Source organism: Pseudomonas sp. AL03 (assembly GCF_029960815.1).
Taxonomy (GTDB): domain Bacteria; phylum Pseudomonadota; class Gammaproteobacteria; order Pseudomonadales; family Pseudomonadaceae; genus Aquipseudomonas.
In genome coordinates this window covers 15107-41827 of sequence record NZ_JASBRE010000029.1, presented here as the reverse complement: position 1 = coordinate 41827, position 26721 = coordinate 15107, and the positions used below count along the sequence as shown (strand labels likewise).

Sequence of the window (26721 nt, the reverse complement as noted above, 5' to 3'; positions counted from 1 at the left end):
GTCATCTGGAAAACGAAGCGTCGTCGATATGAATTAGGACAGCAACGAGCGACAAGCAGTTCGCCGTTATACTCGCGCCGGCAGGGCGTGCCCACAGTAAATTGCGCCCTCGTCTCACCCCCACTGGAATTGTTGAGGATTGATGTTGTTTTTTCCAGATCGACAACGCGCGACGGCTGATAAATTTTATCGGGGTTCGGCCCTCCGGGCTGAAGCTGTGGACGCGCCATGCTGCGTTGCGGAACTTGGTAAGGAAACGACCCTTACCGGCGTCCCGCGCCTTGCCTGGCACGCCCACAGCTTCAACGCGACTCGCAATTTACTGTGGGCACGCCCTGGGGACCCAGCATGATTTCTTTGCCGATTGATGAAGTTTTACCCGCCCTGCGTGAAGCCTTGGCTACACGCCACGAAGCCGTGCTCGAAGCACCGCCCGGTGCCGGTAAAACCACCCGCGTGCCGTTGGCCTTGCTCAACGAGCCCTGGTTGGCCGGGCAGACCATTCTGATGCTCGAACCGCGCCGGTTGGCGGCGCGGGCGGCGGCGGAGCGCTTGGCCAGTGAGCTGGGCGAGAAGGTCGGTGAAACCGTCGGTTATCGCATTCGACTCGACAGCAAAGTCGGCCCCAACACCCGTATCGAAGTGGTCACCGAAGGCATCCTCACCCGGCGCTTGCAGGACGACCCGGCGCTGGAAGGTGTGGGTTTGCTGATCTTCGACGAATTCCACGAACGCAGCCTCGACGCCGACCTGGCGTTGGCCTTGAGCCTGAATGGCCGCGAGCTGTTTCGTGATGATCAAGCGCTGAAGATCCTGTTGATGTCGGCAACCCTTGAAGGCGAACGACTGGCCGGGTTGCTGGATGACGCGCCGATCTTGCGCAGCGAAGGTCGCATGTACCCGGTGGCGATGCGCTGGGGCCGACCGTTCCAGCCCGGTGAATTCATCGAGCCACGTCTGGTACAGACCATCCTTGAAGCCTTGAATGATGAAACCGGCAGCGTGCTGGTGTTCCTGCCGGGGCAGGCGGAAATCCGTCGGGTGCATCAACAACTCGCCGATGCGCTGGGCGCGAGCACGCAGGTGTTGCTCTGCCCATTGCACGGTGAACTGGACCTGGCCGCGCAACGCGCCGCGATCGACCCGGCACCGGCAGGCTTTCGCAAAGTGGTGCTGGCCACCAACATCGCCGAGACCAGTCTGACCATCGACGGCGTGCGCGTAGTGATTGATGCCGGGTTGGCGCGAGTGCCGCGGTTCGATCCCGGTAGCGGCATGACCCGCCTCGACACCCAACGTATTTCTCGCGCCAGCGCCACTCAGCGTGCGGGTCGGGCAGGGCGCTTGGAACCGGGCGTGTGTTATCGGTTGTGGTCGCAGGATCAGCACGAACAATTGGCGGCCTACGCCAGCGCGGAAATCCTTTCGGCTGACCTCGCCGGTCTGGCATTGCAACTCAGTCGCTGGGGCGTTACGCCGGGGCAGTTGGTTTGGCTCGACGTACCGCCCGCGGCGGCATATGCACAGGCTCAAGATCTGCTGGAGCGCTTGGGCGCATTGGACGGTGAAGCATTGACCCGGCACGGTCAGGCCATGGCCGAACTGCCGGCTCATCCGCGCATCGCGCATTTGTTGTTGCGCGGTCAGGCACTCGGCTTGGCCGACATGGCGTGCGATGTTGCGGCCTTGCTCGGTGAGCGGGATATTTTGCGTGGCGCCGGCGCGGATCTGCACAGCCGATTGGTGTTGTTGTCCGGCGAAGAACGGGCCGCACGCGGCGCTCAGGGTGGCGTGCAAAGGGCTCGGCAATTGGCGCGGCAGTACCGCGGTTACCTGCGGAGTAAAGCATCGGAGCCGGTCAGCGATCCGGATCATCCGCGTTGGCTCGGCGCGCTGTTGGCGTTGGCCTATCCGGATCGGGTCGCCCAACAGCGCCGGGCCGGTGGTGCGGAATATCGTTTGGCCAACGGTCGTGCAGCGCTGTTTGCCGAAGCCGACAGTTTGATGAAGCAACCCTGGCTGGTGATCGCCGACCTCGGCAGTCGTCAGGGCCAGCGTGAAGAACGAATTTATCTGGCGGCGGATTTCGATCCGGCGCTGTTCGATTCGGTGCTGGCCGAACAGGTGCGCTGCGTCGATCAACTGGATTGGGACGAGCGTGAAGGCGTGTTGCGGGCCGAGCGTCAGCGCAAGGTTGGTGAATTGATCCTCAGCCGCGAACCCCTGACCGGCCTCGATGAAACGGCCCGCAGTCAGGCGCTGGTCAATCTGGTGCGACGCAAAGGTCTGGAGCTGTTGCCGTGGACGCCAGAACTGCGTCAATGGCAGGCGCGGGTGGCGTTGTTGCGGCAGCTGGACCTCGGCAGTAAGGAGCAGAGTGAATGGCCGGATGTCAGCGATGCTGCGTTGCTCAAAAGCCTCGAACAGTGGCTGATGCCGTATCTGGGGAGAGTTTCGCGGCTCAGCCATTTCGGCAATCTGGACCTGTCGAGCATTGTTCATAACCTATTGCCGTGGCCGCTGCCGCAACGGCTCGATGAGCTGGCGCCGCATCATCTGAGCGTGCCGTCGGGTTCGTCGATTCGTCTGGATTACAGCGAGCAGCCGCCGATTCTGGCGGTGCGGTTGCAGGAGCTGTTCGGTCTGGCCGAAACCCCGCGGATTGCCGGTGGTCGGCAGGTGGTCAAACTGCATTTACTGTCCCCGGCGCGACGGCCGGTGCAGGTGACCCAGGACCTGGCAAACTTCTGGCGCAGCACGTATGCCGAGGTGAAGAAGGACTTGAAGGGTCGGTACCCCAAGCACTACTGGCCGGATGATCCGCTGGTGGCTGAAGCAACGGCGCGAATCAAGCCCCGTAAATAATCGCTAAGGCCTGGCCCCGGCCTTGGCGGTCAGTTGCTCCCGACAATAATCAGCAAACAACTGCGCGGGTTTGGTCAACTGCCCGCGCTTGAGCCACGCCGCCACCAGCCCAGAGCCGGTGACGTCTTCGACGATGTCCACGCACACCACTTTCTGGCCGTCATAGGTGCATTCCGAATGCGGCCGGGTGACCAGGATCGAGAAACCGAACCCTTGCCCGACCATCCCCCGCACCATCTCGATCGACGGTGAGCTGAAGGCAATGTTCGGCGTCAGCCCCAACTCTTCGAACAAGCTGACGAAGTAGGTCCGGCTCGGTTGCACATCCAGCAGAATCATCGGCTCCAGGCACAGATCGCGCAGCGACACTTGCTTGAGCTGAGCAAAGCGATGATCCGCCGGCAACAACGCATAAGGGCGCTGCGCCGGCATCAGCGGTTCGGTCTGGATGGTGGCGTCGAGGTCGTGTTCGTACAGGATCGCCAGGTCGAAGGTGCCCGACGTCAGGCCTTGCACCAGCTCTTGCTGCTCGCCGTCGCGGATGCGGATTTTCACCCCCGGGTACAGCGCCGAGAACCCGGCAATCAACTGTGGCAGGTACAGCGGAGCGACCGTTTCGAAGCAACCGATATCGATTTGCCCGGCCACCACGTCGTTGTCGGCGAGGGCGTTCTGTTCGAACTCCTTGGCCATGCGCAACAGGTCTTGGGCCTTGCGATAAAAGCGCGCGCCGCTGGGGGTCAAGGACACGCCTTGGGCGTGATGACGGATCAGCAGTTGCACGCCGAAGCTGTCCTCCAGGCCTTTGATCGCCGTGGAGATCGCCGGCTGGGCGATGTACAGCTTACGCGAAGCCTCGGCGACACTGCCGCAATCAACGGTGGTGATGAAGTATTTCAATTGACGCAGGTTGTAGGCAGCCACGGCAAACCTCGGGGTGGATGGACTCGACATCCAGGCAATTTTTGCGCCGACTGCATCCGTTCTGACGACGGTGTTGTTATGCCTGAACAATAACCACATACCGCGCCACCGGGGAGATTGGCTGCCCAGTTTTTTCATGGTCTGCGAAGATATTTTTACTATTTTTCCTGGACACGGGCCTGGGCCACCATCCAGACACAAGAAAAGTCCATGGAGCATCTGAACGTGTTCGAGCTTGCATATTGGCAAAACAAAGCTGCCGCGCTGCGGTTACCCGACCAGGCCGTCATCGACGGCAAATCTCGCTCGGCGCAGTCGGGCCAGACTTTCGCAGCGATCAATCCGGCCACCGGCCAGTGTCTGGCAAATGTGACTGCGTGCGGCGATGAAGAGGTGAACGCCGCGGTCAGCAATGCGCGGCAAGTGTTCGAGGCCGGGACCTGGTCGGCGCGATCGCCGGGCGAGCGCAAGCAAGTGCTGCTGCGCCTCGCCGACCTGATCATGGCCCACCGCGAAGAACTGGCGCTGCTCGATTCGCTGAACATGGGCAAACCGGTGATGGACGCCTACAACATCGACGTACCGGGCGCCGCCGGGGTGTTTCGCTGGTACGCCGAAAGCCTCGACAAACTCTACGGCCAGATCGCCCCCAGTGCACAAAACGTGCTGGCAACCATCACCCGCGAGGCGCTGGGCGTGGTCGCTGCGGTGGTGCCGTGGAATTTCCCGTTGGACATGGCCGCCTGGAAACTCGCGCCAGCGCTGGCGGCGGGCAATTCTGTGATCCTCAAACCCGCTGAGCAGTCACCGTTTTCCGCCCTGCGTCTGGCCGAGCTGGCGCTGGAAGCCGGCTTGCCAGCCGGCGTGCTGAACGTGCTGCCGGGGCTCGGCGAGCAGACCGGCAAAGCCCTCGGTTTGCACCCGGATGTCGATTGCCTGGTGTTCACCGGCTCCACCGAAGTGGGCAAGTATTTCATGCAGTACTCCGCGCAATCGAACCTGAAACAGGTGTGGCTGGAATGCGGCGGCAAGAGCGCCAATCTGGTGTTCGCCGATTGCCAGGACCTCGATCTGGCGGCGCAGAAAGCCGCGTTCGGGATCTTCTTCAATCAGGGTGAAGTGTGTTCGGCCAACTCGCGGTTGCTGGTGGAGCGTTCGATCCATGACGAGTTCGTCGAGCGCCTCAAGGCGCAGGCCGAATGCTGGCAGCCGGGTGACCCGCTGGACCCGACGAGCCGCGCCGGGGCGATTGTCGACAGCCGTCAGACCTCGCGCATCATGAAGTTTATTCAGCAGGCTGAGCGCCACGGTGCAACGAAGGTGTGCGGTGGGCGGCAGTCGATTTTCCACGGTTCCGACAACTTCATCCAGCCGACGATTTTCACCGGCGTGAGCCCGGACATGCCGCTGTTTCGCGATGAAGTGTTCGGCCCGGTGCTGGCGGTCACGGCGTTCGATGACGAGGCTCACGCCTTGCAGCTGGCCAACGACAGCGTCTACGGATTGGCGGCCTCGCTGTGGACCGATGATCTCAATCGCGCCCACCGCGTGGCGCGGCAGTTGCGAGCAGGCACGGTGTCGGTCAACAGCGTCGATGCGCTGGACGTGACCGTCCCTTTTGGCGGCGGTAAACAGTCCGGTTTCGGCCGCGACCTATCGCTGCATTCATTCGATAAATACACCCAGTTGAAAACCACCTGGTTTCAGCTGCGCTCATAACAGCCGCTAATAACAAAACGGAGAACTGGCGATGACCACACCACGTGAAACCCGCGACTACCAGGCCGCCGACGCTGCGCACCACATCCACGCATTCGTCGATCAAAAAGCGCTCAACGATGAAGGCCCTCGGGTGATGGTCCGTGGCGAGCGTCTGCACCTGTGGGACAACGATGGTCGGCGTTACCTCGACGGCATGTCCGGGCTGTGGTGCACCAACCTCGGTTACGGGCGCAAGGATCTGGCGGCTGCAGCGACCCGGCAGCTGGAACAGTTGCCGTACTACAACATGTTTTTCCACACCACCCACCCGCAGGTGATCGAGCTCTCAGAGCTGCTGTTCAGCCTGTTGCCGGGGCACTACAGCCACGCGATCTACACCAACTCCGGCTCCGAAGCCAACGAGGTGCTGATCCGCACCGTGCGGCGTTACTGGCAGGTTCTTGGCAAGCCCGAGAAGAAAATCATGATTGGTCGCTGGAACGGATACCACGGCTCGACCCTGGCGGCGACGGCGCTCGGTGGCATGAAGTTCATGCACGAAATGGGCGGCATGCTCCCCGACATCGAACACATCGATGAACCGTACTTCTTCGCCCACGAGGGCAACCTGACCCCGGCTGAATTTGGCCTGCGGGCGGCGCAGCAACTGGAAGCGAAGATTCTCGAACTGGGTGCGGACAAGGTTGCCGGGTTTATCGCCGAACCGTTCCAGGGCGCTGGCGGGATGATCTTTCCGCCAGAGAGTTACTGGCCGGAGATTCAACGAATCTGCCGTAAGTACGACGTGCTGTTGTGCGCCGATGAAGTGATCGGTGGCTTTGGCCGCACCGGTGAATGGTTCGCCCACGAGCACTTCGGTTTCGAGCCGGACACCTTATCCATCGCCAAGGGGTTGACCTCGGGTTACATCCCCATGGGCGGTCTGATTCTGTCGAAGAAAATCGCCCAGGTATTGGTGGAGCAGGGCGGGGTGTTTGCCCACGGCTTGACCTACTCCGGGCACCCGGTGGCAGCGGCGGTGGCCATCGCCAACCTCAAGGCCTTGCGTGATGAAGGGGTGGTGACGCGGGTCAAGGATGACATCGGCCCCTACCTGCAACAGTGCTTGCGCGAGGTGTTCGGCAATCACCCGTTGGTGGGCGATATTCAGGGTGTCGGCATGGTCGCAGCGCTGCAATTGGCAGAGGACAAAACCAGTCGCAAGCGCTTTGCCAATGAGAACGACATTGCCTGGCGTTGCCGCACGATCGGCTTCGAAGAAGGGGTGATTATTCGCTCGACGCTGGGGCGGATGATCATGGCGCCGGCGTTGATTGCCAGTCGCGAAGAGGTTGATGAGTTGGTCGGCAAGACCCTCAAGGCAGTCGATCGCACGGCGCAGGAATACGGCCGACTCTGAGCTCCACTGATCGTTCCCACGCTCTGCGTGGGAATGCCTCAATGGACGCTCTGCGTCCGCTTTGGGACACGGAGCGTCCCGGGCTGCATTTCCCACGCGGAGCGTGGGAACGATCATCGTCTCACCTTTTGCACCCACCCCGTGCACCCCCGCCAACACTGCCCTTTTACCGCGCACGCTACCCAGTTTTTTCATCACTCCCATCGACATATTTCCTAATTTTCCTAATCCCCGCCTTGGGCCAACATCGACCTCGCCAGTCAGCCAAACGCTGACCGCCGAAAGGTCCATCAGAGACCTCAGGTTGCTTCTGCTCCAAGGCCACTGGCCGTACTGCCCATGACAAAACTAAATCAACAGCTTTGGGAGTGCTCCATGATCAAGTCCTTGCTTACCCGCTTCGCTCATCCGCTGGCGGTCACCGCCATCGCCGCCACGGTCGCTACCAGCGCCCAGGCCGGCACCCTGTCCATCGGCCACACCACGTGGGTCGGATATGGCACGCTCTACCTGGCCCGGGATCTGGGCTACTTCAAGGAAAACGGTCTGACCGTCGAATTGCCTGTCGTCGAAGAGGCTTCGATGTACATGGCTGCGCAAGCCTCGGGAGAGTTATCGGGGTCGGCGTCGACCATCGACGAAGTGCTCAAGTACCGCCCGCAATTCTGCTTCAAAGCGGTGGCCGCACTCGATGACAGCCATGGTGGCGACGGCGTGCTCGTGGGCAAGGACGTCAAGAGTCTGCAGGAGCTGAAGGGCAAAGCCGTGGCGGTGAACGAAGGTTCTACCTCGCAGTTCTGGCTGTCGTACTTGCTGAAAAAAACACGGCATGAAAATGAGCGACATCACCGTGCAGAACATGACCGCCGACGATGCCGCCACCGCGTTCATCGCCGGTCGCGTGCCGGCCGCCGTGACCTGGGAGCCGCATCTGTCGATGGTCCGCAACAAGCAACAAGGCAAGGTGCTGATCGACAGCAGCAGCACGCCGGGAGTGATTGTCGATGTGGTCGCGCTCAATTGCACCGTCATCGAGAAGCAACCGGAAGACGTCAAGGCGTTGGTGGCCGGTCTGTACAAAGCGGTCCAGTACACCCAGGACCATCCGGAAGAAGCCTATAAAATCATGGCCAAAGGCGTCGGCGGTTACCTCGCCGATCCGAAGGAGCTGGCGGCTGCCGCACAAGGCGTGCGCTTTTACGATCAGGCCATGAGCGAAAAACTCTTCGGCTCGCCAGGCAAGCCGGGCGACAGCGCACCGCTGATCAAACTGGCCAACGAGACCGCCAGTGAATTGCAGGGCAAACCGTACAACGTCAGCAATGACGACCTGATCGACAACCGCTTCGTCAGCCCGCTCTAGGAGGTCCGCATGTTCAAGCGCAATTCATGGCTGAGCCGCTGTATCACGCCCAAGACCGGTTTGCCGGTTTCGGTGATTTGGAGCGCGAGCGGTCTGGCCTGGGTGTTGTTGGTCGGCCTGTGGGCCGGGTTGTCTTACGGCGGCGTGGTGCCGGGCATGTTCTTGCCGACACCGGGCGCGGTGGTCGAGGCCGCCGTGCGCCTGAGCCGCGACGGCACCCTCGGCCTGCATGTATGGGCCAGCCTCGAAGTGGTGATGGTCGGTTTCATCGTCTCGTCGTTGGTGGCGGTGCCGCTGGGGTTGCTGATGGGCAGCTTTCGCATCGTCCAGGCGTTCCTTGAGCCGATGGTCAATTTCATCCGCTACCTGCCGGTCACTTCGTTCGTGCCGTTGTTCATTCTGTGGATCGGCATCGGTCTGGAGCAGCGGGTCTCGGTGATCATCTTCGGCGTGTTTTTCCAGCAACTGGTGATGATCGCGGACGTGTCCAAAGGTATCTCCAAGGACCTGATCAACGCGTCTTACACCTTGGGTTCGAACCGCCGCGATGCGGTGCTGCATGTGATTGCCCCGGCGTCGTTGCCGGGTGTGCTCGATGCCTTGCGCGTGACGATGGGCTGGGCCTGGACTTACCTGGTGGTCGCCGAGCTGGTTGCGGCGTCCAGCGGCCTGGGTTACCTGAGCCTTAAAGCCATGCGCGGCTTTCAAGTGGATGTGATCTTTCTGGCCATCGCGATCATCGGCCTGTTGGGCCTGGTCACCGATCAACTGTTTCGTTTCCTACGTCTGAGGATCACCGCATGGGCTCAGTAAGCGCCGTCAACCCGCGTTTCATCACGCCACAGGCGGCCCCGGTGCACGCCGCGCCACGGCTGCAAGTGGACAAGGTCAGCCTGCGTTATCAGAAGCCTGATGGCGGAATATTCACAGCGTTAGAGCAGGTGTCTTTCGAAGTGCCGGATCAACAATTCGCCGTACTGGTCGGGCCTTCGGGCTGCGGCAAGTCGAGTCTGCTGTATCTCACGGCAGGTCTGAATGAGCCCACGGAAGGCGAAATCTACGTCGGCGGTCAGCACGTGCAGGGCCCGGGCGCGGATCGCGGCATGGTGTTTCAGAGCTATACGCTGTTCCCCTGGCTGACCGTGCGCCAGAACGTCGAGTTCGGCCTCAAGCGTCGCGGCATGGCGGCCGCCCAGCGCAAGGACATCGTCGACTACTACGTCAACGAAGTGGGTCTGACCGGGTTCGCCGATAACTACGCCAAGCAGCTTTCCGGCGGCATGATGCAGCGCGTCGCCATTGCTCGGGCGCTGGCCAACGACCCGCAAATCCTGCTGATGGACGAGCCCTTCGGCGCACTCGACAGCCAGACGCGCCTGCAAATGCAGCAGCTGTTGTTGCGGGTCTGGGGCAACAGCAAGAAGACCGTGTTGTTCGTGACCCACGATATCGACGAGGCGATTCTGCTGGGTGACCGGGTCTACGTGATGGGGGCCAGGCCTGGGCGGATCAAGCAAATTCTGGACGTGCCGATCGAGCGCCCACGGACCCTGGACAGGGTCATGGAGCGCTCGTTCATCGACATGAAGCGCAAGATCTTCGGGTTACTGCATGATGAGCTGGAGGAGGAACATTGATTCAGCCCTAGGGCGCCGCAGGCAAGAGGAACCTTGCGATCACTGGCAAGTGATCGGAAATGCGCAAGGTGTCGTCCTGCCTCACCATCGCCTCGACCCGTTTGATCCGCGGACTGTAGAACAGGAAGTCGACCGTCCGGTCCGGGCCGTTCAAGCCCGGATCGTTCGGGTAGTGGGTCAGCCACCGCGCTCGATCAATGCCGCTGGCTTCGTTGTTGGTCGGGATCATCGGGTACTTGTCCCACAGCACATGCAGCGCACTGTCGGCGGAGTAGGGCGTGCGTTGCTCATCGGGCAGGCGTCGATATTGCCCCAGCGGCAACAGGTTGAAGTCCCCGCCGATCAACCACGGCGTGCCGCGGCTTTCGAACGTGTCGAGGACTTTGGCCACGGCCGTCACCTGGGCTTGCAGCGTTTCGTCGGGCTGGGTAACGCGGTCCAGATGGGTGTTGAGCACCGCTACCTGACCGCCGTCACTCAGCGGCAGATAGGTGACCAACAAGGCGTTTTTCGGTTTGAACTGGCGGGTGACGAAGTTGGCCGGCACGACCGGTAATTGAAGGCGTTCGGCGTGCTCGATCTGATAGCGGCTGAGGGTGGCCAACTGCCGGCCGACGCTGCCGAAAATGTGCGACTCAGGCACGAAATCGGCTTTCCAGTCGAAGGCGTGAGCGCCGCACGGATAAAGGTCCGCGACCCGCTCCTGAAGCAGCTTGAACTGGCTTTGGTAATCGCTGGCCTTGGCGCCGTCATCCAGCTCCTGCAACAGCACGACATCCGGTTGCTCGTCGCGGATCACCCGCGCCACTTCATCAAGGCTGAAGGCCATGTCATCGGGCGTGGGTTTTTCGTCATTGCCGGCCGCCAGGTCATTCCAGAATACGTAGCGTTTTCCCGCCAGGTACTGGACGTTCCAGGTCATCACCTTCAGCGCCTGACCGGGCACCAGCGTCGGTGCCTGGGCGTTGCAAACGACCGGTAATGCTTCCTTGGGTTCGGGACGCCAGGTCAGGTTGTAGATCAGCAAGGCAATCAGGCCGGTCATCATCAACAGGCCCAGCAGGGTGTAGCGCAGTAGACGGGTCATGGCTCGGCTTATAGCGTTACAAAAGTTGACCCCGAGCATAACCGAGCATCCGGCTTAAGCCCAAGGGCGAAACGGCATACCCATCAATTAGCCGTGACACGCCCCTGTAGCAGCTGGCGAAGCCTGCGTTCGGCTGCGAAGCAGTCGTTAAACCGGCTCACGCGATTTACCTGATTCACCCTGAGCACTGATTTTGCGACTGCTTCGCAGCCGAACGCAGGCTGCGCCAGCTGCTACAAGGGGCGCGTCGTCTAGTCAGAGCGGCCCGTCAATTTTTTCGGGCACATCGCTGATCAGCATGAACAAGCGGAACAGCACCACGCTGGTGAACAGTTGCAGGAAGCTGTGAGCACTGTCGATCAGCAGAGAAAACACCGGGTTCTGCGGCTCTGGGTAAACCGCGAGGGTCGCGCCCTTGAGTAGCCACAACGGCGCCATCACGCACAAAATGCACACCAGAATGCGCAGGAAGTGGCCGCGGGTCAGGCGCAGGCTTTCCTTCATCGCCGCCAGCGGGGCCAGGCCGCGTAGCACCAACAGGTATTCGCCAAACGCCAGGGTCACCATCAGCCAGATGCCCGGCAGGAAATACAGCGACAGGCCGATCAGAATCAGCAGGGTATTGAGGGCGGTGAGCAGGGCGAAGCGTGGCCACAGGGTCGCGGACATCGCCAGCAGGTCGCGATTTCGCGGCGATTCGCCACGGCTGCGAGCATCGAGAAACAGGATCAGTGCGCCGGAGTAAAGCGGGTAGACCAGCAAGCCGACCATCACGCTGATACCAGGAAAACTGTCCGGCTCGGTGGAGTGGTCGACCACCAGTTGCAACAGCGCCTCGAAGATCACCAGCGGTAGGCACAGCCGAACGATCTGGCCCAGATTGCGTTTGAAGAAATACAGAGAGTCACGCAGTACATCGAACGAATTCATCAGTCGGTATCGCAGGTTGGAAGCAGTGGCACACTTTAACCGATGAAGCGCTTTGGGGCGCAAACGTAAACGTTCGGTAAAGACCATTGAAACATCCTGCATCAACCTCCATTAGAGGGGTGTCCCTTATCCACAGTGGATAGGGCAGATATTCCCGGCAATCTACGAGGTCGCCATGAACAGCGAAGAACAAACCCTGATCGATGGACTGTTTTCCCGGCTGCAACAGGCCGAAACGGACTCAGCCCCGCGCGACGCCCAGGCTGAGGCGCGGATCAAGGAACACCTGACTCGCCAGCCAGCGGCAGGCTATTTCATGACCCAGGCGATTCTGGTGCAAGAGGCGGCCCTCAAGAGCCTCGACGAACAGAACAAGCAACTCGCTCAGCAAGTCCAGCAATTGCAGGCCGAACTGCAGCAGGCCAAAGCTCAGCCGGCGGCTCCGGCAACCAGCGGCGGCTTTCTATCGAGCATATTCGGTGGCGGTTCCCGTGATTCGCAGCCTGCTCCAACCCAAAGCCCACCCGCATCGAGCGGTGGCGGCTGGCGTGAACCGGCGGGGCCGTCGTTCAATTCGCAGCCGCCACAACAGAACTTCGGCTCAGCGCCTCCTCAGCAGAATGACGCTGCGCAACAGCCTGCCGGCAGCGGTTTCCTCGGTGGTGCGCTGAAAACCGCAGCCGGTGTGGCCGGTGGCGTGATGCTGGCGCAAGGCATCAGCAGCCTGTTCCACCACAATCAGCAGCCGGAAGTGGCTGAAGTCATCAAGGAAGAACCGGCTCAGGTCAATGATCAGAGCGACAGCGGCAATGGCGGAGGCGATGATCAGCGCGTGGCTGACAACAACGCCAACGATCAGGGCGGCTTTACCGACGCCGGCTACAGCGATGACAGCTCATCGTTTTTCGGCGGCGACGACGATTCCTTCGTCTGATACACCATTCGTCCGGAGCGCTCTGGCGCTCCGGGCCGATTATTCGCGGAACAATCCTTCAGACTGGCATACTGGGCAACTTTTCGGGCCTGGTGCCTGATCCTGCCCGCGCTCCGGCGCGCTAATGAGGATGACCGGTGAAAAAAATCGCAGTGTTCGCCGATGTCCAGAACCTCTATTACACCGTGCGTCAGGCTTATGGTTGCCACTTCAACTATGCCGCCCTGTGGGCTGACATCAGCAAACAGGGGCAGATCGTCGAGGCCTATGCCTACGCGATCGATCGTGGCGACAGCAAACAGCAGCAATTCCAGCAGATCCTGCGCAACCTCGGTTTCACCGTGAAGCTCAAGCCCTACATCCAGCGCAGCGATGGCTCGGCCAAGGGCGACTGGGACGTGGGCATCACCCTCGATATCATGGACGCCGCCGATCATGTCGACGAAGTGGTGCTGGCCTCCGGTGACGGTGATTTCGACATGCTGCTGGAGCGCATCATCACAAAGCACGGGGTGCAAGCGGTGGCCTACGGCGTGCCGGGCCTGACGGCCAACTCGCTGATCCGCGCCGCCAGCCGCTACGTGCCGATCGAAGGCGCGTTGCTGCTCAAGAATTGATTTTTACGGAGTTGAAACAGGTTTGGAACGCATAGCAGTCATCGACTTTGAAACCACCGGGATCTCCCCGAGCAGCAGCTGCCGGGCCACGGAAATTGCCGTGGTGATCCTTGAACAGGGGCGCATCGTCGAGCGTTACCAGAGCCTGATGAATGCCGGCGTGCGCGTCCCGGCCTTTATCGAACAACTCACCGGCATCAGTAACGCCATGCTGCGCACCGCGCCGTCGGCCGAGCAGGTGATGAACGAAGTCAACGAGTTCGTCGGCATCACACCGCTGCTGGCGCACAACGCCGCGTTCGACCAGAAGTTCTGGGACTTTGAACTCGGCCGCATCAAGCGCACACGCTTGCAGAACTTTGCCTGCTCGCTGCTACTCGCCCGCCGTTTGATGCCCGCCGCGCCGAACCACAAACTTGGCACCCTCACCACGTACGCCAGCCTGCCCAACACAGGTAAAGCTCACCGGGCCATGGCCGATGCCGAGATGGCGGCCAACCTGACGGCGCATTTGGCTCAGGAGTTGCGGCAAAAGCACGGGTTGCGCGAGTTGTCGCATGATCTGCTGGTCAGCTTGCAGAAAGTGCCGGCGGCGAAGATCAATGAGCACTTGAAGCGGCATCGCGGATTCTAAAAACACCGCAAATCCCCTGAACCTATTTGCCATTTCCTTCCAACTGCCCCAATGGCACGCGCTTCTCGATGGCACTCGACAACACAATCGACGTCTTGCTGAACCCGAACTTGGCAATCCGGTTAATCAACTCTTCCAGCTCCGGCATCGATCCCACCGCCGCCTGCATGATCACGCACGGATCACCCGTCACCCGGTGGCATTCGGTCAGTTGTGGGATTTTGACCAGATCATCGTAGGCCTTCTGATTACCGTGCTGGTTCAGGCGCAGTTCGATGACGCATTGGATCGGCAATCCAAGCTTGGCCATGTCGACTTTCGCCTGGTACCCGGTGATCACCCCGCAGGCTTCGAGTTTGGCCACGCGCTCGGCCACGGCCGGGGCGGACAGGTTCACTTTGCGCGCCAGGTCGGCGTAGGACGCACGACCGTTTTCCAGCAGGGCGCTGAGGAGCGTGCGGTCGTATTTATCCATCGTGGTAATCCTGAAAAATGACTGACTTTCGAAAGCACGGTTTATAACGGCAATCTCCGTGTTTTGAAAAGTGTACCGGCGCTATAAACAGGTTTTGTAACTTATTTTACGCCGCTGGCCTTTCTAGAATAGCTGTTCACTTGTCTTGCCTACGAGCCGCCCCATGCCTGGCCTACGCCGTTTTCCCTTGCCGTTGATCGCCGCCTTTTTCGCGTTGTACGTGATTTGGGGCTCGACCTACCTGGTGATTCGCATCGGCGTGGAGTACTGGCCGCCGTTGCTGCTCGCCGGTATTCGTTTCGTGATCGCCGGGACGCTGATGTACGCGTTCCTGCGTTGGCGCGGGGCGCCGGCACCGACCTGGGCGCAGTGGAAGGCCGCCGGGATCATCGGGATCTTGCTGCTGACGTGCGGCAACGGTGCGGTCAGTGTCGCCGAACACACGGGTGTCGCTTCCGGCGTTGCCGCGCTGGCGGTGGCGACAGTGCCGCTGTTTACCTTGCTTTGCGGATACTTCTGGGGTGCGCGTAATACCCGTCTCGAATGGGCCGGGATTATGCTCGGGCTGATCGGCATTGCCATGCTCAACCTCGGCTCCAACTTGCAATCGAGCCCGCTGGGCGCCGCATTGCTGATATTCGCGGCAGCTTCCTGGGCCTTCGGTTCAGTCTGGAGCAAACATTTGCCGTTGCCCCAGGGCGCGATGGCCAGTGCCGTGGAAATGCTGGTGGGCGGCGTGGCGTTGTTGATCGGCAGTGCGCTGAGCGGTGAACATCTGGAAAGCATGCCGCCGATTGAAGGCTGGGCAGCCTTGGCCTACCTGACGGTCTTCGGTTCGATCATCGCTTTCAACGCCTACATGTACCTGTTGAAAAACGTGCGTCCGGCGGCGGCCACCAGTTATGCCTACGTCAACCCGGCGGTGGCGGTGTTGCTGGGGATCGTGTTTGTCGGTGAGACCATCGGTATTGAAGAAGGGCTGGCGATGCTGGTGATCATCAGTGCCGTAGTGTTGATCGGGTTGCCGCAGTGGCGTCGAGCTCCCGTTCGACCTGCCGTAGCGGTGCCGACAGAATCCCGTGTGAATTAGGGTAAACTGCGCGCCATTGCATCTCGTTTTGCACACTTGTTTTGAAAAACCCGCGCTGAATTTTCCTACGGTAATCCCATGACTTTCGCCTCCCTTGGCCTGATCGAACCCTTGCTGCGCTCTCTCGAGACGCTCGGCTACCAGACTCCTACGCCGGTTCAGGCGCAAGCCATTCCGGCGGTGCTGGCCGGTCGCGACCTGATGGCTGCGGCCCAGACCGGCACCGGCAAGACCGCCGGTTTCGCGCTGCCGCTGCTGCAGTTGCTGGCCATGGAAGGGCCGAAAGTTGCCTCCAACTCGGTGCGCGCCCTGATCCTGGTGCCGACCCGCGAACTGGCGGAACAGGTTCACGAAGCCGTGCGTCAGTACGCCGAGAATCTACCGTTGAGCACTTACGCGGTGTACGGCGGCGTCAGCATCAACCCGCAAATGATGAAGCTGCGCAAAGGTGTCGACGTGCTGGTGGCGACCCCGGGTCGTTTGCTCGACCTGTATCGCCAGAAGGCCCTAAAGTTCAATCAGCTGCAAACCCTGATTCTTGACGAAGCCGACCGCATGCTGGATCTGGGTTTTTCCGAGGAGCTGGGGAACATTTACCGTGTGCTGCCGAAGCAACGTCAGACGCTGTTGTTTTCCGCGACCTTCTCCGACGCGATCCGTTTGCTGGCCGGACAAATGCTCAACGATCCGTTGAGCATCGAAGTCAGCCCGCGCAACGTCGCTGCCAACACCGTCAAGCAATGGGTTGTGGTGGTGGACAAGAAGCGCAAGCCGGAGCTGTTCATCCATTTGCTGCGCAAGGGCAAGTGGAAGCAGGTGCTGGTGTTCGCCAAGACCCGCAATGGCGTGGACGCGCTGGTGGAAAAACTCCAGGGCCTGGGCATCAACGCCGACGGCATCCACGGTGACAAACCGCAGGCGACCCGTCAGCGTGCGCTGGACCGTTTCAAGGCCAGTGAAGTGCAGATTCTTGTGGCCACCGACGTCGCGGCCCGTGGTCTGGATATCGAAGATTTGCCATTGGTGGTCAACTTCGACCTGCCGATCGTGGCTGAGGACTACATCCACCGGATTGGTCGTACCGGTCGCGCGGGTGCCACCGGGCAGGCTATTTCGCTGGTCTGCGCCGATGAAGTGAATCTGCTGTCGGCCATCGAGACGTTGACCCGTCAGACATTGCCTCGCCAGATGGAGCATGACTTCGAGCCTGAGCACCGGGTGCCGGATACCGATGCCAGCGGTCAGGTGGTCAAGAAGCCGAAAAAACCGAAGAAGCCGAAGACGTCCGGCGGCGGCAAACGCAATCTGGGCAAGTGGGTTGAGAGTGGTGATGCTTCGGCGCCGGAACCTTCGATCAAGCCTGTGCGCAAGGTGCCAGTGTTTAATACTGGGCCGCGTAAGCGTAAGCCTTGATTCTCTGCGGCGTCTGTTGATCGTTCCCACGCTCTGCGTGGGAATGCAGCCCGGGACGCTCCGCGTCCCTTCAAAGCCGAACGCGGAGCGTCCGAAGAGGCATTCCCACGCAGAGCGTGGGAACGATCATCACGCCCCTCGCTTCAACCACTCCACCATCCCCAACCCCGCCGTTCTACCACTGGCGAAACACGCCGTCAGCAAATACCCCCCCGTCGGCGCTTCCCAATCGAGCATTTCCCCCGCGCAGAACACGCCAGGCAGTTGCTTGAGCATCAATCGTTCATCCATCGATTCGAACATCACGCCACCGGCGCTGCTGATGGCTTCATCCAGCGGACGGGTTTTCACCAACGTCAGTGGCAACGCCTTGATCGCTTTGGCCAGCAGCGCCGGATCAGCGAAGCATTCGGCCGGAGTGAGTTCGCGCAGCAACGCCGCTTTCACACCCTCGATCCCGAGCTGGCTGTGCAAATGTTTCGACATGGAACGAGACCCACGCGGTTTGCTCAGCGCAGTCTGGACTTTATCCACAGCCCTGCCCGGCAACAGGTCGAGGTGAATCGTCGCCGAGCCGTGCTGATTGATGGCTTCGCGGATCGGTGCTGACAAGGCGTAGATCAAACTGCCTTCAATCCCGGTCGCCGTGATCACGCATTCGCCGAGCCGTGGGACGTCGTCATTGAGGCCAATGGCGATGTTTTTCAGCGGTGCGCCGGCGAATTTGCTGACCATCAACTCGCTCCAGGCCTGCACCTCGAAGCCGCAATTACTCGGTTGCAGCGGCGCAAGTCCTACGCCGCGTTGTTCCAGTGGCAGCATCCAGGCGCCGTCCGAGCCGAGGCGCGACCAGCTGCCGCCGCCGAGGGCCAGCAAGGTTGCGTCAGTCTTGACGGTTTTTTCGCCCTCGGGGCTGTCGATGCGCAATTCGCCGCTGTCATTCCAGCCGAGCCAGCGGTGACGGGTGTGGATAACGACGCCGCTGTCACGCAGGCGTTTGAGCCATGCACGCAATAGGGGGGCGGCCTTCATGTCTGTAGGAAAAACTCGGCCGGAGCTGCCGACAAAGGTTTCAATGCCCAGGTCATGAATCCATTGGCACAAGGCTTCGGCCCCGAAACCTCGCAGCAACGGCGCAATCTGCGGCGCGCGTTCGGCGTAGCGCGAGAGAAACGCCGGATAAGCTTCGGAATGGGTGATGTTCATGCCACCCACACCGGCCAGCAGGAATTTTCGCCCCACTGAAGGCATGCCGTCGTACAGATCAACCTTGATCCCGGCCTGGCTCAGCACTTCAGCCGCCATCAAACCGGCGGGGCCGCCGCCGATGATGGCAACGTGAGAAGTGGAGGAAGGCGAGGGCTGGGTCATGGCTAGAGCTGCGGCGTGGCGGAATAAGCCGCGCATTCTACCAGCACGAATCATTGTGGGCGTTGTTGAAGAAGCTGATCAAAAAATAATCACCCCTTTACAGGCTATAGGCAGCATGGCCTGCAGTACCTTTCACTCAGGTTATCCACAGGCAGTTCCACAGACATTGTGGGTAAAGACCCACACCTCAATGACAACCTGATGACTGCCAGACCCGCTGCGCGCTGTGATGGAGGATTCCATGACGGCGCGCCAACGCCTTGCGGTCCTTGCTGTAGCCGCCGCCGATCACGCCGACCACCGGAATATCGCGGCCCAGGCAATGACGCATCACACTTTCATCGCGAGCGGCCACGCCTTCGTCGGTCAGCTTCAGGTAACCGAGTGCGTCATCTTTATGCACATCGACACCGGCGTCGTACAGCACCAGGTCAGGTTGGTAGAGCGGCAGCAAATAGTTGAGCGCATCGTCCACCACCTTCAGGTAGTCGGCATCGCCCATCCCCATGGGCAGTGGAATGTCCCAGTCACTTTCGGCCTTGCGTGCAGGAAAATTCTTTTCGCAGTGCAGGGAAACGGTCACCGCGTCCGGGGTGTTGTGCAGAATCCGTGCAGTACCGTCACCCTGATGCACATCGCAGTCGAAGATCAGCACCCGATTCACACGGCCGCTTTCCAGCAAGAAATGGCTGATCACTGCCAGGTCATTGAAGATGCAAAACCCAGCAGGATGGTCGTAGTGGGCGTGATGGGTGCCACCCGCCAAGTGACAGGCCAAGCCATGTTCCAGCGCCTGCTCGGCGGCCAGAAGCGAGCCGCCAACTGCCCGCACCGTGCGCCGGGCCAAGGCTTCGCTCCACGGCAGGCCGAGGCGCCGCTGGTCTTCGCGGGACAATTCGCCGCTCATATAGCGTTCGATATACGCAGAGTCATGAGCGAGGGCGAGAATCTCTGGCGGGCAGAGGTCGGGGCGCAGCAGGTCGGCGTCCCGGGTCAGGCCGCTGTCCACTAGGTGATCGCGCAGCAGGCGAAACTTGTCCATGGGGAAGCGGTGATCCGCCGGGAACTCGGGACTGTAGTCTTCGTGGTAGATCAGGGGCGGGGGCATGACGAATTCAGTTCGGAATGAAGGAAGGATCCTACCAGCGATGTAGACTTGCGGCATGGAAACGGGGGGCACGATGGAGCCGATACTGGAACTCGAGAGCGCGCGACTGCTGTTACGGCAGTGGCGCGATGAGGATTTGCCGGCGTTTGCGGCGATGTGCGCCGATCCACAGGTGATGCGATATTTTCCGGCGCCCTTGAGTCGACTGGAAAGTGCTTCGCTGATCGGACGGATTCGTGGCCATTTTGCCGAGCATGGCTTCGGTCTCTGGGCGCTGGAGCGCAAGGATACCGGGGCATTTATCGGGTTTACCGGGCTCGGGGTGATTGGTTTCGACGCGCCTTTCACCCCGGCCACTGAAATCGGCTGGCGCCTGGCCCGCGAGCACTGGGGCCTTGGCTACGCCAGTGAAGCGGCGTGGACCGCTCTGCGCTGCGGGTTTGACCGGTTGCCGCTGAAAGAAGTCGTGTCCTTCACCAGCGAAACCAACCTGCCGTCGCAGAAAGTCATGCAGGCGATCGGCATGCACCATGATTCAGCCGATGATTTTGAACATCCGAAGCTCGCGGTCGATCATCCCCTGCGTCACCATGTGCTGTACCGCATCACTCGTGAACAATGGCTGCAAACCTTGCATGGATAAGCCGGCACGGACGTTTACAATGGCTCCCATGGGCCCTGGCCAGAAATTGAATCGACCGTCGCAGCCAAGACTGCGCGGCATGCGTTGTGTGAGGAGAGTCTGAATGAGCCAAGTGTTGGATGATCTGGTTGACCTGTTGACCCTGGAACCGATCGAAGAAAACTTGTTCCGTGGCCGCAGCCAGGACCTGGGTTTTCGTCAGCTGTTCGGCGGTCAGGTAATCGGTCAGTCCCTGTCGGCGGCCAGTCAGACGGTCGAAGAAGCGCGCCATGTGCATTCGATGCACGGTTATTTCCTGCGTCCGGGCGATTCCGCGTTGCCCGTGGTTTATCAGGTTGATCGGGTACGCGACGGCGGCAGCTTCAGTACGCGTCGGGTGACAGCGATTCAGAAAGGCAACCCAATCTTCACCTGCAGCGCTTCCTTCCAGTACGACGAAGAAGGCTTCCAGCACCAGGTCGAGATGCCGATTGTGGTCGGCCCGGAAAACCTGCCGTCGGAATTGGAACTCACCCAGCAGCGTGCGCACCTGATTCCCGAGCACATGCGCGAAAAATTTCTGTGCCCCAAACCGATCGAGTTCCGACCGATCACCGAGAAAGATCCCTACAACCCGCAACCGTCCGATCCGATCAAGTACGTCTGGTTTCGCGCCGACGGTGCCTTGGCCGATTCCCCGGCGTTGCATAAATACCTGCTGGCCTACGCCTCGGATTTCGGTCTGCTGACCACGTCAATGCAGCCTCACGGCAAGTCGGTCTGGCAGAAAGACATGCAGGTCGCCAGCCTCGATCATTCGCTGTGGTTTCACGCCGATCTGCGCGCCGATGACTGGCTGCTGTATGCGATGGACAGCCCGTGGGCCGGCAATTCCCGTGGTTTCTCCCGCGGCAGCGTGTTCAACCGCGCCGGGCAACTGGTGGCCTCGGTCACGCAGGAAGGCCTGATTCGCCACCGCAAGGATTGGGCATGAGCCTGGCCGAGGTGCGGCACTGGGTGTTCGACATGGACGGCACTCTGACGGTGGCCGTGCATGATTTCGCGGCAATTCGCGTGGCGCTGGCGATCCCGGCCGAAGACGACATCCTGACCCACCTCGCCGCGCTCCCGGCCGATGAAGCTATGGCCAAACATGCATGGTTGCTGGAACACGAACGAGACCTGGCGCTGGGTTCGACAGCGGCACCGGGCGCGGTAGCACTGGTGCGTGAACTGGCCGGGCGCGGTTATCGCCTGGGCATTCTCACCCGCAATGCTCGCGAACTGGCGCATGTGACGCTGGAGGCAATCGGTCTGGCCGACTGCTTCGCGGTGGAAGATGTGCTGGGCCGTGATGAAGCACCGCCAAAACCCCATCCAGGTGGTTTGCTGAAGTTGGCCCAGGCCTGGAATGTACCGGCCAGTGAGATGGTGATGGTCGGTGATTACCGCTTTGATCTGGATTGCGGCCGGGCGGCAGGGACGCGGACGGTGTTGGTGAACCTGCCGGATAATCCCTGGCCGGAATTGACTGATTGGCATGCCGCCGATTGCGTGGCGTTGCGGCAGATGTTGTCGGCTTGAGGGCCCCTTCGCGGGCAAGCCTTGCTCCTACAGGTCCTTGGTGTAAATGCAATCGCGTGCACACCACAACCCCGTAGGAGCAAGGCTTGCCGGCGATGGCGTCGGCTAAAACACCACAAAAACTCACTGCCCGAACAACGCCTTCTGCCCCTCAGGCGAGTTGAACATACCCTCCCCATCATGCCCGACCCCGGGCACTTCGATCAGTTGCTGACTCAGTCCTTGAGGGTGCAGCCGTTTCAGATAAGCAAAATAATTGCGCCCGCGAATCAATCGATTGGCTCCCTGAGCTTGGGCCTCACAGCTTTTATCCAGCGCCGGTTGCTTCGGGTCGATGTCCTGCTGCCCCAATAGATAAACGACGTCACGCTTGACGTAGTTTTCCTTCAGCTGCGCGGGTGTTTGCCCATCAGCGTAGGCAGGGAGATTCGCCAGCCCATATTTCCAGCGATTGAAATTCGGGCAACCGGCGTGGCTGAACGCCACCGGCCGTCGTTCATCGAAGTACGCATAAGACGACGGGTTGGCAATGACGTAACGCACCTGTATGTCGGCCGCCTTGAGCGCTGGCTGATCGTGGCCCAGCAACGCGTATCGCTGCACCACCTGAGCGCCACCGGAGTGACCGGCAATGACAATTTGCTTCACGTCCGGAAACTGTTTTCGATCGCCGATTCGGGCGATGATTTCGTCGAGCGCCGCGTAGGAGCTCAGGGAAAACGGAGCAGTGGATAAGCCGCCAGCCATCCAGTCATTGCCCTGCCAGCGCAATACGCTGTCAGCCACTGGGTGGAGCGCGACGTCGGTTTCATTGAGAAATTGCGGGGCGATCACCAAGGTGGTTGCGCTTTGCCCGGCCTGCTCGGCCGCGTGCTCGGCGCTCTGGCGATAGGTTTGGGCATTGCGCAATCGACCGTGGATGATGATCAGCACGCGTTCGATTTTCGTCGGCGCCGGGCCGATGCCCACCGCGATTTCACCTGAAGTCAACAGCAGCCGTCCGGGGCTGACCTCCTTGACCGCATGCTCGGCAGCCTGGGCGCTTGCGCAGGTGATCAGTAGAGCTAACAGCCACTTATTCATTTATAGGTTTTTCGCTGCAAAGGTATCGCACTGGCCGACCTGGCCTTGCGCGAATCCGGTTTTGAACCAGCGCACCCTTTGCGCCGACGTACCATGCGTAAACGAGTCCGGGACCACGCGCCCCTGACCTTGTTGCTGCAAGCGGTCATCGCCGATGGCGTTGGCGGCGTTCAAGGCTTCTTCGATGTCACCGGGTTCCAGCCAGTTCAGACGTTTCTGCGCATTGTTGGCCCAGACCCCGGCCAGGCAATCGGCTTGAAGTTCCTGGCGCACCAGCAAACCGCCGTCGCCTTCCATCTGCCGGCCCTGTTGGCGGGCGGTCTGAATCTTCGCCGAAACACCGAGCAAGGTCTGCACATGGTGTCCGATTTCGTGAGCGATCACGTAGGCCTGAGCGAAGTCGCCAGCAGCTGAGAAGCGTTGAGACATTTCCTGGAAGAAACTCATGTCCAGGTAAACCTTCTGGTCCTCCGGGCAATAGAAAGGGCCGGTCGCCGATGTTGCCAGGCCACAGGCCGAATTGACGCGGCTACTGAACAGCACCAGGGTCGGTTCCTTATATTGACGACCCGCCTGCTGGAAAATCTGATTCCAGGTGTCTTCAGTATCGCCGAGGATCGAGCGCACGAACTCGGCCCCTTCATCATTGGCCGGCGGGGCCTTGCGGGTTTCGGTCGGTGCGGGTGCCGATTGCTCGCTCATCTGCCCGGTCAGTTGCCCGAGGATTTGCATCGGGTCCTGGCCGGTGATCCAGCCGATCCCGACGATCAATATAATCGCCGTCAGGCTCAGGCCCTTGCCGCCACCGAAGCGCATCCCGCCACCACCACCGCCGGCATCATCTCCACGGGCATCGACCACGTTGTCGCTGCGTCGGCCTTTTTTCCATAGCATGTGGGAATCCTCTGATTGTCCGTGGGGATGAGTGTTGCTGCTGAGTGGGAGCGGCGCCAGTCCGGTCGTCCATCTTTTGTTGCGCGCAGGAGCCTTCCCGGCAACCTGTGGTGGGTTGCCGGGAATACTCCAGACTCGTATTGAACACGGACAACCCATCTAATTCCTTCAGGCGATGGATTTTTATCGAGCAGGCGACCGCCTGCGTCGGCGGGATTATTGGTCGACCGCATCCTTGAGCGACACCAGGGTCTCGATCGTGCGCGACAGGTCCCAGTCGGTGGTCGGCTTCGAGGAAAGCCTCGATCATGGCCGGCTCACCGAACCGTTTGAAGGGTGGTTTTTCTTTGAAATTATCCAGCGCAAGAATGGCTACGCGGGATACGGTGCGGCCAACGTGGCGGTGCGACTGGCGGCCATGGCCAAATCCGCAGTGGTGCCGTATGTCAGGCAAAGTTGTAGGGAAATCGTAAACACGGGTACAAACCGCTGCCGCGCGGCTTCCTTCACTGTGCGGCGCGCCCCATAATTGCCAGCCTGTGCCGTGATGGCCGTGAGCCCGCAATGACAATTATTTCAGAACTCTCCCCAGCGCCCGACGAACCCATGGCCGAGCCCCGCAAGAGTCGCAAGAACAACCCGGAAAAGACCCGCGAGAACATCCTTCAAGAAGCCATTGTCGAGTTCGTCCAGCAGGGGCTTTCCGGCGCACGCGTCGATGCGATCGCCGAGCGCATCCACACCTCCAAACGCATGATCTATTACTACTTCGGCAGTAAGGAACAGCTCTACGTCGAGGTACTGGAGAAACTCTACGGCGATATCCGCAGCACCGAAAACCGTCTGCACCTGACCGAACTGGCGCCGGTGGAAGCGATTCGTCGGCTGGTTGAATTCACCTTTGACCACCATGATCGCAACGTCGACTTTGTGCGGATTGTCAGCATCGAGAACATTCACAACGCTGAATACGTGAAACGTTCCGATGCGATCAAGGCGATGAACAACACCATTCTCGATTCACTGGGCGAGATTTTGCGTCGTGGTGCTGAGGAAGGCGTTTTTCGCGCGGGACTTGAGCCGCTGGATGTGCACCTGCTGATCAGCTCGTTCTGCTTCTATCGCGTATCGAACCGCCATACTTTCGCTGAGACTTTTCAGATCGACTTGCCGGACGAAAGCATCAAGCAGCGTCATCGGGAGATGATCTGCGAGTCGGTTTTGCGGTATCTGCAGGCCTGATGTGCACGGAAAGGTGATATTCAGGCCGGTGAAATTCATGCGTTCGGCGGCCATCAACAGATCGGGCAGGGCGTCGCTGTCGAGTTTCAACTGATCCAGATCAATCAGGCGATAGAGGTAACGCAAACCCTGTGCCGCCTTCATGCTCGTGCAGCGCAGGGGTGCGGGAAGCCTGGATGCCGGCGCCGATCAGTCCGGCCAATACCGCGTTGTTCTAAGTCACGGCCTTCACCCCTTCAAACGTGGACTAAATGCTCCAGCGCTCTCGGGTGCCTAGCAGGTTCAGATTCGGGCCGTTGAGCACCAGAACGATCGGGGGCATCGGGGTCTCTCCACTTATTATTTTTGGCATTGGCTGAGGGTTTCAGCCTCGGGAGATAAATTGTACTAGCTGGTTAATCTGGTCAATTGAAGAGGCGGTTCGCAAGGTTTTTGTGTGCGGTGATCGGACGGTTTCGGGTTTCTAGCGAGGCAGCTGTTCAACCAGAAAATCGATAAACGCCCTCAACCGCAGCGGCATATGGCGACTTTGCGGGTAGAGCAGGGTGAACGGCCGCGAGCGCCCGCCACAAGGCTTGAGTACTTCCACCAGCGAGCCATCGGCCAGGTCTTTTTCGACGATGAAGCGGTAGGTCTGAAACAACCCCGCCCCGTATTTGGCCAGGGTCACGCCGCCCAGTACGTCGTCGGAACAACTGAGATTACCCTCGGCCAGAATCTCCCGGTGCACGCCATTGTCGTTGAACAGCCAGGCAATCCGCCGACCGCTGCTGGGCAGTTCGTACTGAATGCATTCGTGCTGCTGAAGGTCATCCAGTGTGTGCGGGACACCGGCACGTTTCAGGTAATCGGGACTGGCAATCATCACCAGTGCTGCATCCTCCAAGTGGCGGGCGATCAGGCCGGAATCCGGAATCGCCCGCACGCGGATCGCCATGTCATAACCCTCACCGACAAAATCGATATTGCGATTGCTGATGTGCGACTCGACCTTCACCATCGGAAAGCGTGCCCGAAAAGCTGGCAGCAACGGCAGAATCCGGTGATGGGCATAGGTGGTGGGAATGCTGATGCGCAACGTGCCGGAAGGCTGTTGCTGATGGCCCATGACCTCGCGCTGGGCCTCGACCAGTTGCGCCAGCGCCTGACGACATTCCTCGTAATACCGCCGACCACTGTCGGTCAGTTTGACGCTGCGGGTGGTGCGGGCGAACAACCGCACGCCCAGGCGCTCTTCCATGCGCGATACCGAGCGGCTCACGGCTGCCGGCGTCACGCCAGCCACCAGCGCGGCGGCGGTAAAGCTGCCAGCCTCGGCGGCCAGACAAAACAGTTCGATGCTGCCCAACTGAAGATCGTCGAATTGTCGCTGCATGATTGATGACACCGGGGATCAAATGAAGTGCTGGATTTCGCCACTGTAGATGAAATCACCGAAGCGGTGCTTTACTTGACCAGCGCCGACTTCATTACCGGCAAGTGGTCGGTCTTTTTTAATCACCGGACAGGAGAAACGTCATGCCTTTCGTCAGCGTACGTATTACCCGTGACGGCGTGACCCGGGAGCAGAAAGCCCAGGTCATCGCCGAAATCACCGACACCTTGCAGCGAGTCCTCGGCAAGCGTCCGGACCTGACCCACATCGTGATCGAGGAGGTCGACACGGATAACTGGGGTTATGCCGGAATGACCACGACCGAGTATCGAAAAAATCAGCCTGGGTGATT

General features: G+C 60.4%; 24 protein-coding genes and 3 pseudogenes. 17 read left to right on the top strand and 10 right to left on the bottom strand.

Annotated elements, in window-relative coordinates; translation table 11 throughout:
* Positions 1-348 precede the first annotated feature (348 nt).
* A complete protein-coding gene (hrpB, locus tag QK293_RS22790) occupies positions 349-2865 on the top strand; it encodes an ATP-dependent helicase HrpB (protein WP_282381319.1) in 2517 nt (838 codons plus the stop codon).
* Positions 2866-2868: 3 nt separating this feature from the next.
* On the opposite strand, the gene QK293_RS22785 is transcribed toward hrpB, so the two are convergent.
* Entirely contained in the window at positions 2869-3789 is a 921-nt protein-coding gene (locus tag QK293_RS22785; protein WP_282381354.1) for a LysR substrate-binding domain-containing protein, read from the bottom strand.
* 225 nt (positions 3790-4014) lie between these two features.
* Here QK293_RS22785 and QK293_RS22780 point away from each other — a divergent pair, with 225 nt between their 5' ends.
* The 5 genes and pseudogenes from QK293_RS22780 (at position 4015) to QK293_RS22760 (ending at position 9910) form a co-directional block, all read left to right on the top strand.
* Positions 4015-5508 (top strand): aldehyde dehydrogenase, encoded by a 1494-nt coding sequence (locus QK293_RS22780; RefSeq protein WP_282381352.1) that lies wholly within the window; start codon positions 4015-4017, stop codon positions 5506-5508.
* 31 nt (positions 5509-5539) lie between these two features.
* Positions 5540-6910, top strand: coding sequence for an aspartate aminotransferase family protein (locus QK293_RS22775; RefSeq protein WP_282381317.1), 1371 nt, complete (start codon positions 5540-5542; stop codon positions 6908-6910).
* Positions 6911-7285: 375 nt separating this feature from the next.
* A pseudogene (locus QK293_RS22770) lies at positions 7286-8273 on the top strand (ABC transporter substrate-binding protein).
* A 9-nt stretch (positions 8274-8282) separates the two neighbouring features.
* Positions 8283-9086, top strand: coding sequence for an ABC transporter permease (locus QK293_RS22765; protein ID WP_282381315.1), 804 nt, complete (start codon positions 8283-8285; stop codon positions 9084-9086).
* Positions 9074-9910, top strand: a complete 837-nt coding sequence (locus QK293_RS22760) for an ABC transporter ATP-binding protein (RefSeq protein ID WP_282381313.1) — start codon at positions 9074-9076, stop codon at positions 9908-9910. Before QK293_RS22765 ends, QK293_RS22760 begins: the two co-directional genes overlap by 13 nt.
* Before the next feature lie 7 nt (positions 9911-9917).
* Here the strand turns inward: QK293_RS22760 and QK293_RS22755 are convergent, their stop codons facing one another.
* Both QK293_RS22755 and QK293_RS22750 read right to left on the bottom strand, forming a co-directional pair.
* A complete protein-coding gene (locus tag QK293_RS22755) occupies positions 9918-10997 on the bottom strand; it encodes an endonuclease/exonuclease/phosphatase family protein (RefSeq protein WP_282381310.1) in 1080 nt (359 codons plus the stop codon).
* A gap of 255 nt (positions 10998-11252) precedes the next feature.
* On the bottom strand, positions 11253-11927 hold the full coding sequence (locus QK293_RS22750) for a YciC family protein (protein ID WP_282381308.1): 675 nt from the start codon (positions 11925-11927) through the stop codon (positions 11253-11255).
* Between the two features lie 175 nt (positions 11928-12102).
* Between QK293_RS22750 and QK293_RS22745 the strand changes: the two genes are divergently transcribed.
* The 3 genes from QK293_RS22745 (at position 12103) to QK293_RS22735 (ending at position 14112) form a co-directional block, all read left to right on the top strand.
* Positions 12103-12861, top strand: a complete 759-nt coding sequence (locus tag QK293_RS22745; protein ID WP_282381305.1) for a DUF2076 domain-containing protein — start codon at positions 12103-12105, stop codon at positions 12859-12861.
* A 137-nt stretch (positions 12862-12998) separates the two neighbouring features.
* Complete coding sequence (locus QK293_RS22740; RefSeq protein WP_236483033.1) at positions 12999-13478, top strand: NYN domain-containing protein; 480 nt, start codon at positions 12999-13001, stop codon at positions 13476-13478.
* Between the two features lie 22 nt (positions 13479-13500).
* Positions 13501-14112 (top strand): 3'-5' exonuclease, encoded by a 612-nt coding sequence (locus tag QK293_RS22735; protein WP_282381297.1) that lies wholly within the window; start codon positions 13501-13503, stop codon positions 14110-14112.
* Between the two features lie 22 nt (positions 14113-14134).
* On the opposite strand, the gene QK293_RS22730 is transcribed toward QK293_RS22735, so the two are convergent.
* Positions 14135-14587, bottom strand: a complete 453-nt coding sequence (locus tag QK293_RS22730) for an Lrp/AsnC family transcriptional regulator (protein WP_282381295.1) — start codon at positions 14585-14587, stop codon at positions 14135-14137.
* A gap of 163 nt (positions 14588-14750) precedes the next feature.
* On the opposite strand from QK293_RS22730, the gene yedA reads away from it, so the two are divergent.
* Entirely contained in the window at positions 14751-15677 is a 927-nt protein-coding gene (gene yedA / locus QK293_RS22725; protein WP_282381293.1) for a drug/metabolite exporter YedA, read from the top strand.
* A gap of 78 nt (positions 15678-15755) precedes the next feature.
* Positions 15756-17090, top strand: a complete 1335-nt coding sequence (locus tag QK293_RS22720) for a DEAD/DEAH box helicase (protein WP_282381292.1) — start codon at positions 15756-15758, stop codon at positions 17088-17090.
* 129 nt (positions 17091-17219) lie between these two features.
* Here QK293_RS22720 and QK293_RS22715 read toward each other — a convergent pair whose 3' ends face one another.
* Positions 17220-18461 (bottom strand): TIGR03862 family flavoprotein, encoded by a 1242-nt coding sequence (locus QK293_RS22715; protein ID WP_282381291.1) that lies wholly within the window; start codon positions 18459-18461, stop codon positions 17220-17222.
* A gap of 187 nt (positions 18462-18648) precedes the next feature.
* The gene (locus tag QK293_RS22710) at positions 18649-19569 is read right to left on the bottom strand and encodes a histone deacetylase (protein ID WP_282381289.1); all 921 of its coding nucleotides are present in this window, start codon (positions 19567-19569) and stop codon (positions 18649-18651) included.
* A 73-nt stretch (positions 19570-19642) separates the two neighbouring features.
* Here QK293_RS22710 and QK293_RS22705 point away from each other — a divergent pair, with 73 nt between their 5' ends.
* From QK293_RS22705 to QK293_RS22695, 3 genes are all read left to right on the top strand, one after another.
* Positions 19643-20212, top strand: coding sequence for a GNAT family N-acetyltransferase (locus QK293_RS22705; protein WP_282381286.1), 570 nt, complete (start codon positions 19643-19645; stop codon positions 20210-20212).
* A 103-nt stretch (positions 20213-20315) separates the two neighbouring features.
* Positions 20316-21185, top strand: a complete 870-nt coding sequence (gene tesB, locus QK293_RS22700) for an acyl-CoA thioesterase II (protein ID WP_282381284.1) — start codon at positions 20316-20318, stop codon at positions 21183-21185.
* Positions 21182-21775 (top strand): HAD family hydrolase, encoded by a 594-nt coding sequence (locus tag QK293_RS22695; protein ID WP_282381282.1) that lies wholly within the window; start codon positions 21182-21184, stop codon positions 21773-21775. The genes tesB and QK293_RS22695 overlap by 4 nt, the downstream gene beginning before the upstream one ends.
* 123 nt (positions 21776-21898) lie before the next feature.
* Here QK293_RS22695 and QK293_RS22690 read toward each other — a convergent pair whose 3' ends face one another.
* Complete coding sequence (locus tag QK293_RS22690; protein WP_282381281.1) at positions 21899-22858, bottom strand: alpha/beta hydrolase; 960 nt, start codon at positions 22856-22858, stop codon at positions 21899-21901.
* Positions 22859-23752: a neutral zinc metallopeptidase gene (locus QK293_RS22685; protein WP_282381280.1), complete on the bottom strand. Its 894-nt coding sequence runs from the start codon at positions 23750-23752 to the stop codon at positions 22859-22861. It lies immediately after the preceding gene.
* A 319-nt stretch (positions 23753-24071) separates the two neighbouring features.
* On the opposite strand from QK293_RS22685, the pseudogene QK293_RS22680 reads away from it, so the two are divergent.
* Both QK293_RS22680 and QK293_RS22675 read left to right on the top strand, forming a co-directional pair.
* Positions 24072-24281: pseudogene (locus QK293_RS22680) on the top strand (hypothetical protein); the annotation flags it as partial.
* 35 nt (positions 24282-24316) lie between these two features.
* Positions 24317-24994 carry a TetR/AcrR family transcriptional regulator gene (locus QK293_RS22675; protein ID WP_282381279.1) on the top strand — a complete coding sequence of 226 codons (678 nt, stop codon included), beginning with the start codon at positions 24317-24319 and terminating at the stop codon, positions 24992-24994.
* Between the two features lie 3 nt (positions 24995-24997).
* On the opposite strand, the pseudogene QK293_RS22670 reads toward QK293_RS22675, so the two are convergent.
* Both QK293_RS22670 and QK293_RS22665 read right to left on the bottom strand, forming a co-directional pair.
* Positions 24998-25196: pseudogene (locus QK293_RS22670) on the bottom strand (shikimate dehydrogenase); the annotation flags it as partial.
* 261 nt (positions 25197-25457) lie between these two features.
* Positions 25458-26369, bottom strand: coding sequence for a LysR family transcriptional regulator (locus QK293_RS22665; RefSeq protein ID WP_282381278.1), 912 nt, complete (start codon positions 26367-26369; stop codon positions 25458-25460).
* Between the two features lie 143 nt (positions 26370-26512).
* On the opposite strand from QK293_RS22665, the gene QK293_RS22660 reads away from it, so the two are divergent.
* A complete protein-coding gene (locus tag QK293_RS22660) occupies positions 26513-26719 on the top strand; it encodes a 4-oxalocrotonate tautomerase family protein (protein ID WP_271407487.1) in 207 nt (68 codons plus the stop codon).
* Positions 26720-26721: the final 2 nt, after the last annotated feature.

What these genes read in the sequence shown, in the direction of transcription:
- QK293_RS22745 (WP_282381305.1), top strand. Translation starts at nt 12,103, where the DNA reads ATGAACAGCGAAGAACAAACCCTGATCGATGGACTGTTTTCCCGGCTG.
- QK293_RS22665 (WP_282381278.1), bottom strand. Translation starts at nt 26,369, where the DNA reads ATGCAGCGACAATTCGACGATCTTCAGTTGGGCAGCATCGAACTGTTT.
- QK293_RS22690 (WP_282381281.1), bottom strand. Translation starts at nt 22,858, where the DNA reads ATGAATAAGTGGCTGTTAGCTCTACTGATCACCTGCGCAAGCGCCCAG.
- QK293_RS22695 (WP_282381282.1), top strand. Translation starts at nt 21,182, where the DNA reads ATGAGCCTGGCCGAGGTGCGGCACTGGGTGTTCGACATGGACGGCACT.
- QK293_RS22760 (WP_282381313.1), top strand. Translation starts at nt 9,074, where the DNA reads ATGGGCTCAGTAAGCGCCGTCAACCCGCGTTTCATCACGCCACAGGCG.
- QK293_RS22765 (WP_282381315.1), top strand. Translation starts at nt 8,283, where the DNA reads ATGTTCAAGCGCAATTCATGGCTGAGCCGCTGTATCACGCCCAAGACC.
- QK293_RS22720 (WP_282381292.1), top strand. Translation starts at nt 15,756, where the DNA reads ATGACTTTCGCCTCCCTTGGCCTGATCGAACCCTTGCTGCGCTCTCTC.
- QK293_RS22660 (WP_271407487.1), top strand. Translation starts at nt 26,513, where the DNA reads ATGCCTTTCGTCAGCGTACGTATTACCCGTGACGGCGTGACCCGGGAG.
- tesB (WP_282381284.1), top strand. Translation starts at nt 20,316, where the DNA reads ATGAGCCAAGTGTTGGATGATCTGGTTGACCTGTTGACCCTGGAACCG.
- yedA (WP_282381293.1), top strand. Translation starts at nt 14,751, where the DNA reads ATGCCTGGCCTACGCCGTTTTCCCTTGCCGTTGATCGCCGCCTTTTTC.
- QK293_RS22775 (WP_282381317.1), top strand. Translation starts at nt 5,540, where the DNA reads ATGACCACACCACGTGAAACCCGCGACTACCAGGCCGCCGACGCTGCG.
- QK293_RS22755 (WP_282381310.1), bottom strand. Translation starts at nt 10,997, where the DNA reads ATGACCCGTCTACTGCGCTACACCCTGCTGGGCCTGTTGATGATGACC.
- QK293_RS22675 (WP_282381279.1), top strand. Translation starts at nt 24,317, where the DNA reads ATGACAATTATTTCAGAACTCTCCCCAGCGCCCGACGAACCCATGGCC.
- QK293_RS22715 (WP_282381291.1), bottom strand. Translation starts at nt 18,461, where the DNA reads ATGACCCAGCCCTCGCCTTCCTCCACTTCTCACGTTGCCATCATCGGC.
- QK293_RS22730 (WP_282381295.1), bottom strand. Translation starts at nt 14,587, where the DNA reads ATGGATAAATACGACCGCACGCTCCTCAGCGCCCTGCTGGAAAACGGT.
- hrpB (WP_282381319.1), top strand. Translation starts at nt 349, where the DNA reads ATGATTTCTTTGCCGATTGATGAAGTTTTACCCGCCCTGCGTGAAGCC.
- QK293_RS22750 (WP_282381308.1), bottom strand. Translation starts at nt 11,927, where the DNA reads ATGAATTCGTTCGATGTACTGCGTGACTCTCTGTATTTCTTCAAACGC.
- QK293_RS22710 (WP_282381289.1), bottom strand. Translation starts at nt 19,569, where the DNA reads ATGCCCCCGCCCCTGATCTACCACGAAGACTACAGTCCCGAGTTCCCG.
- QK293_RS22685 (WP_282381280.1), bottom strand. Translation starts at nt 23,752, where the DNA reads ATGCTATGGAAAAAAGGCCGACGCAGCGACAACGTGGTCGATGCCCGT.
- QK293_RS22705 (WP_282381286.1), top strand. Translation starts at nt 19,643, where the DNA reads ATGGAGCCGATACTGGAACTCGAGAGCGCGCGACTGCTGTTACGGCAG.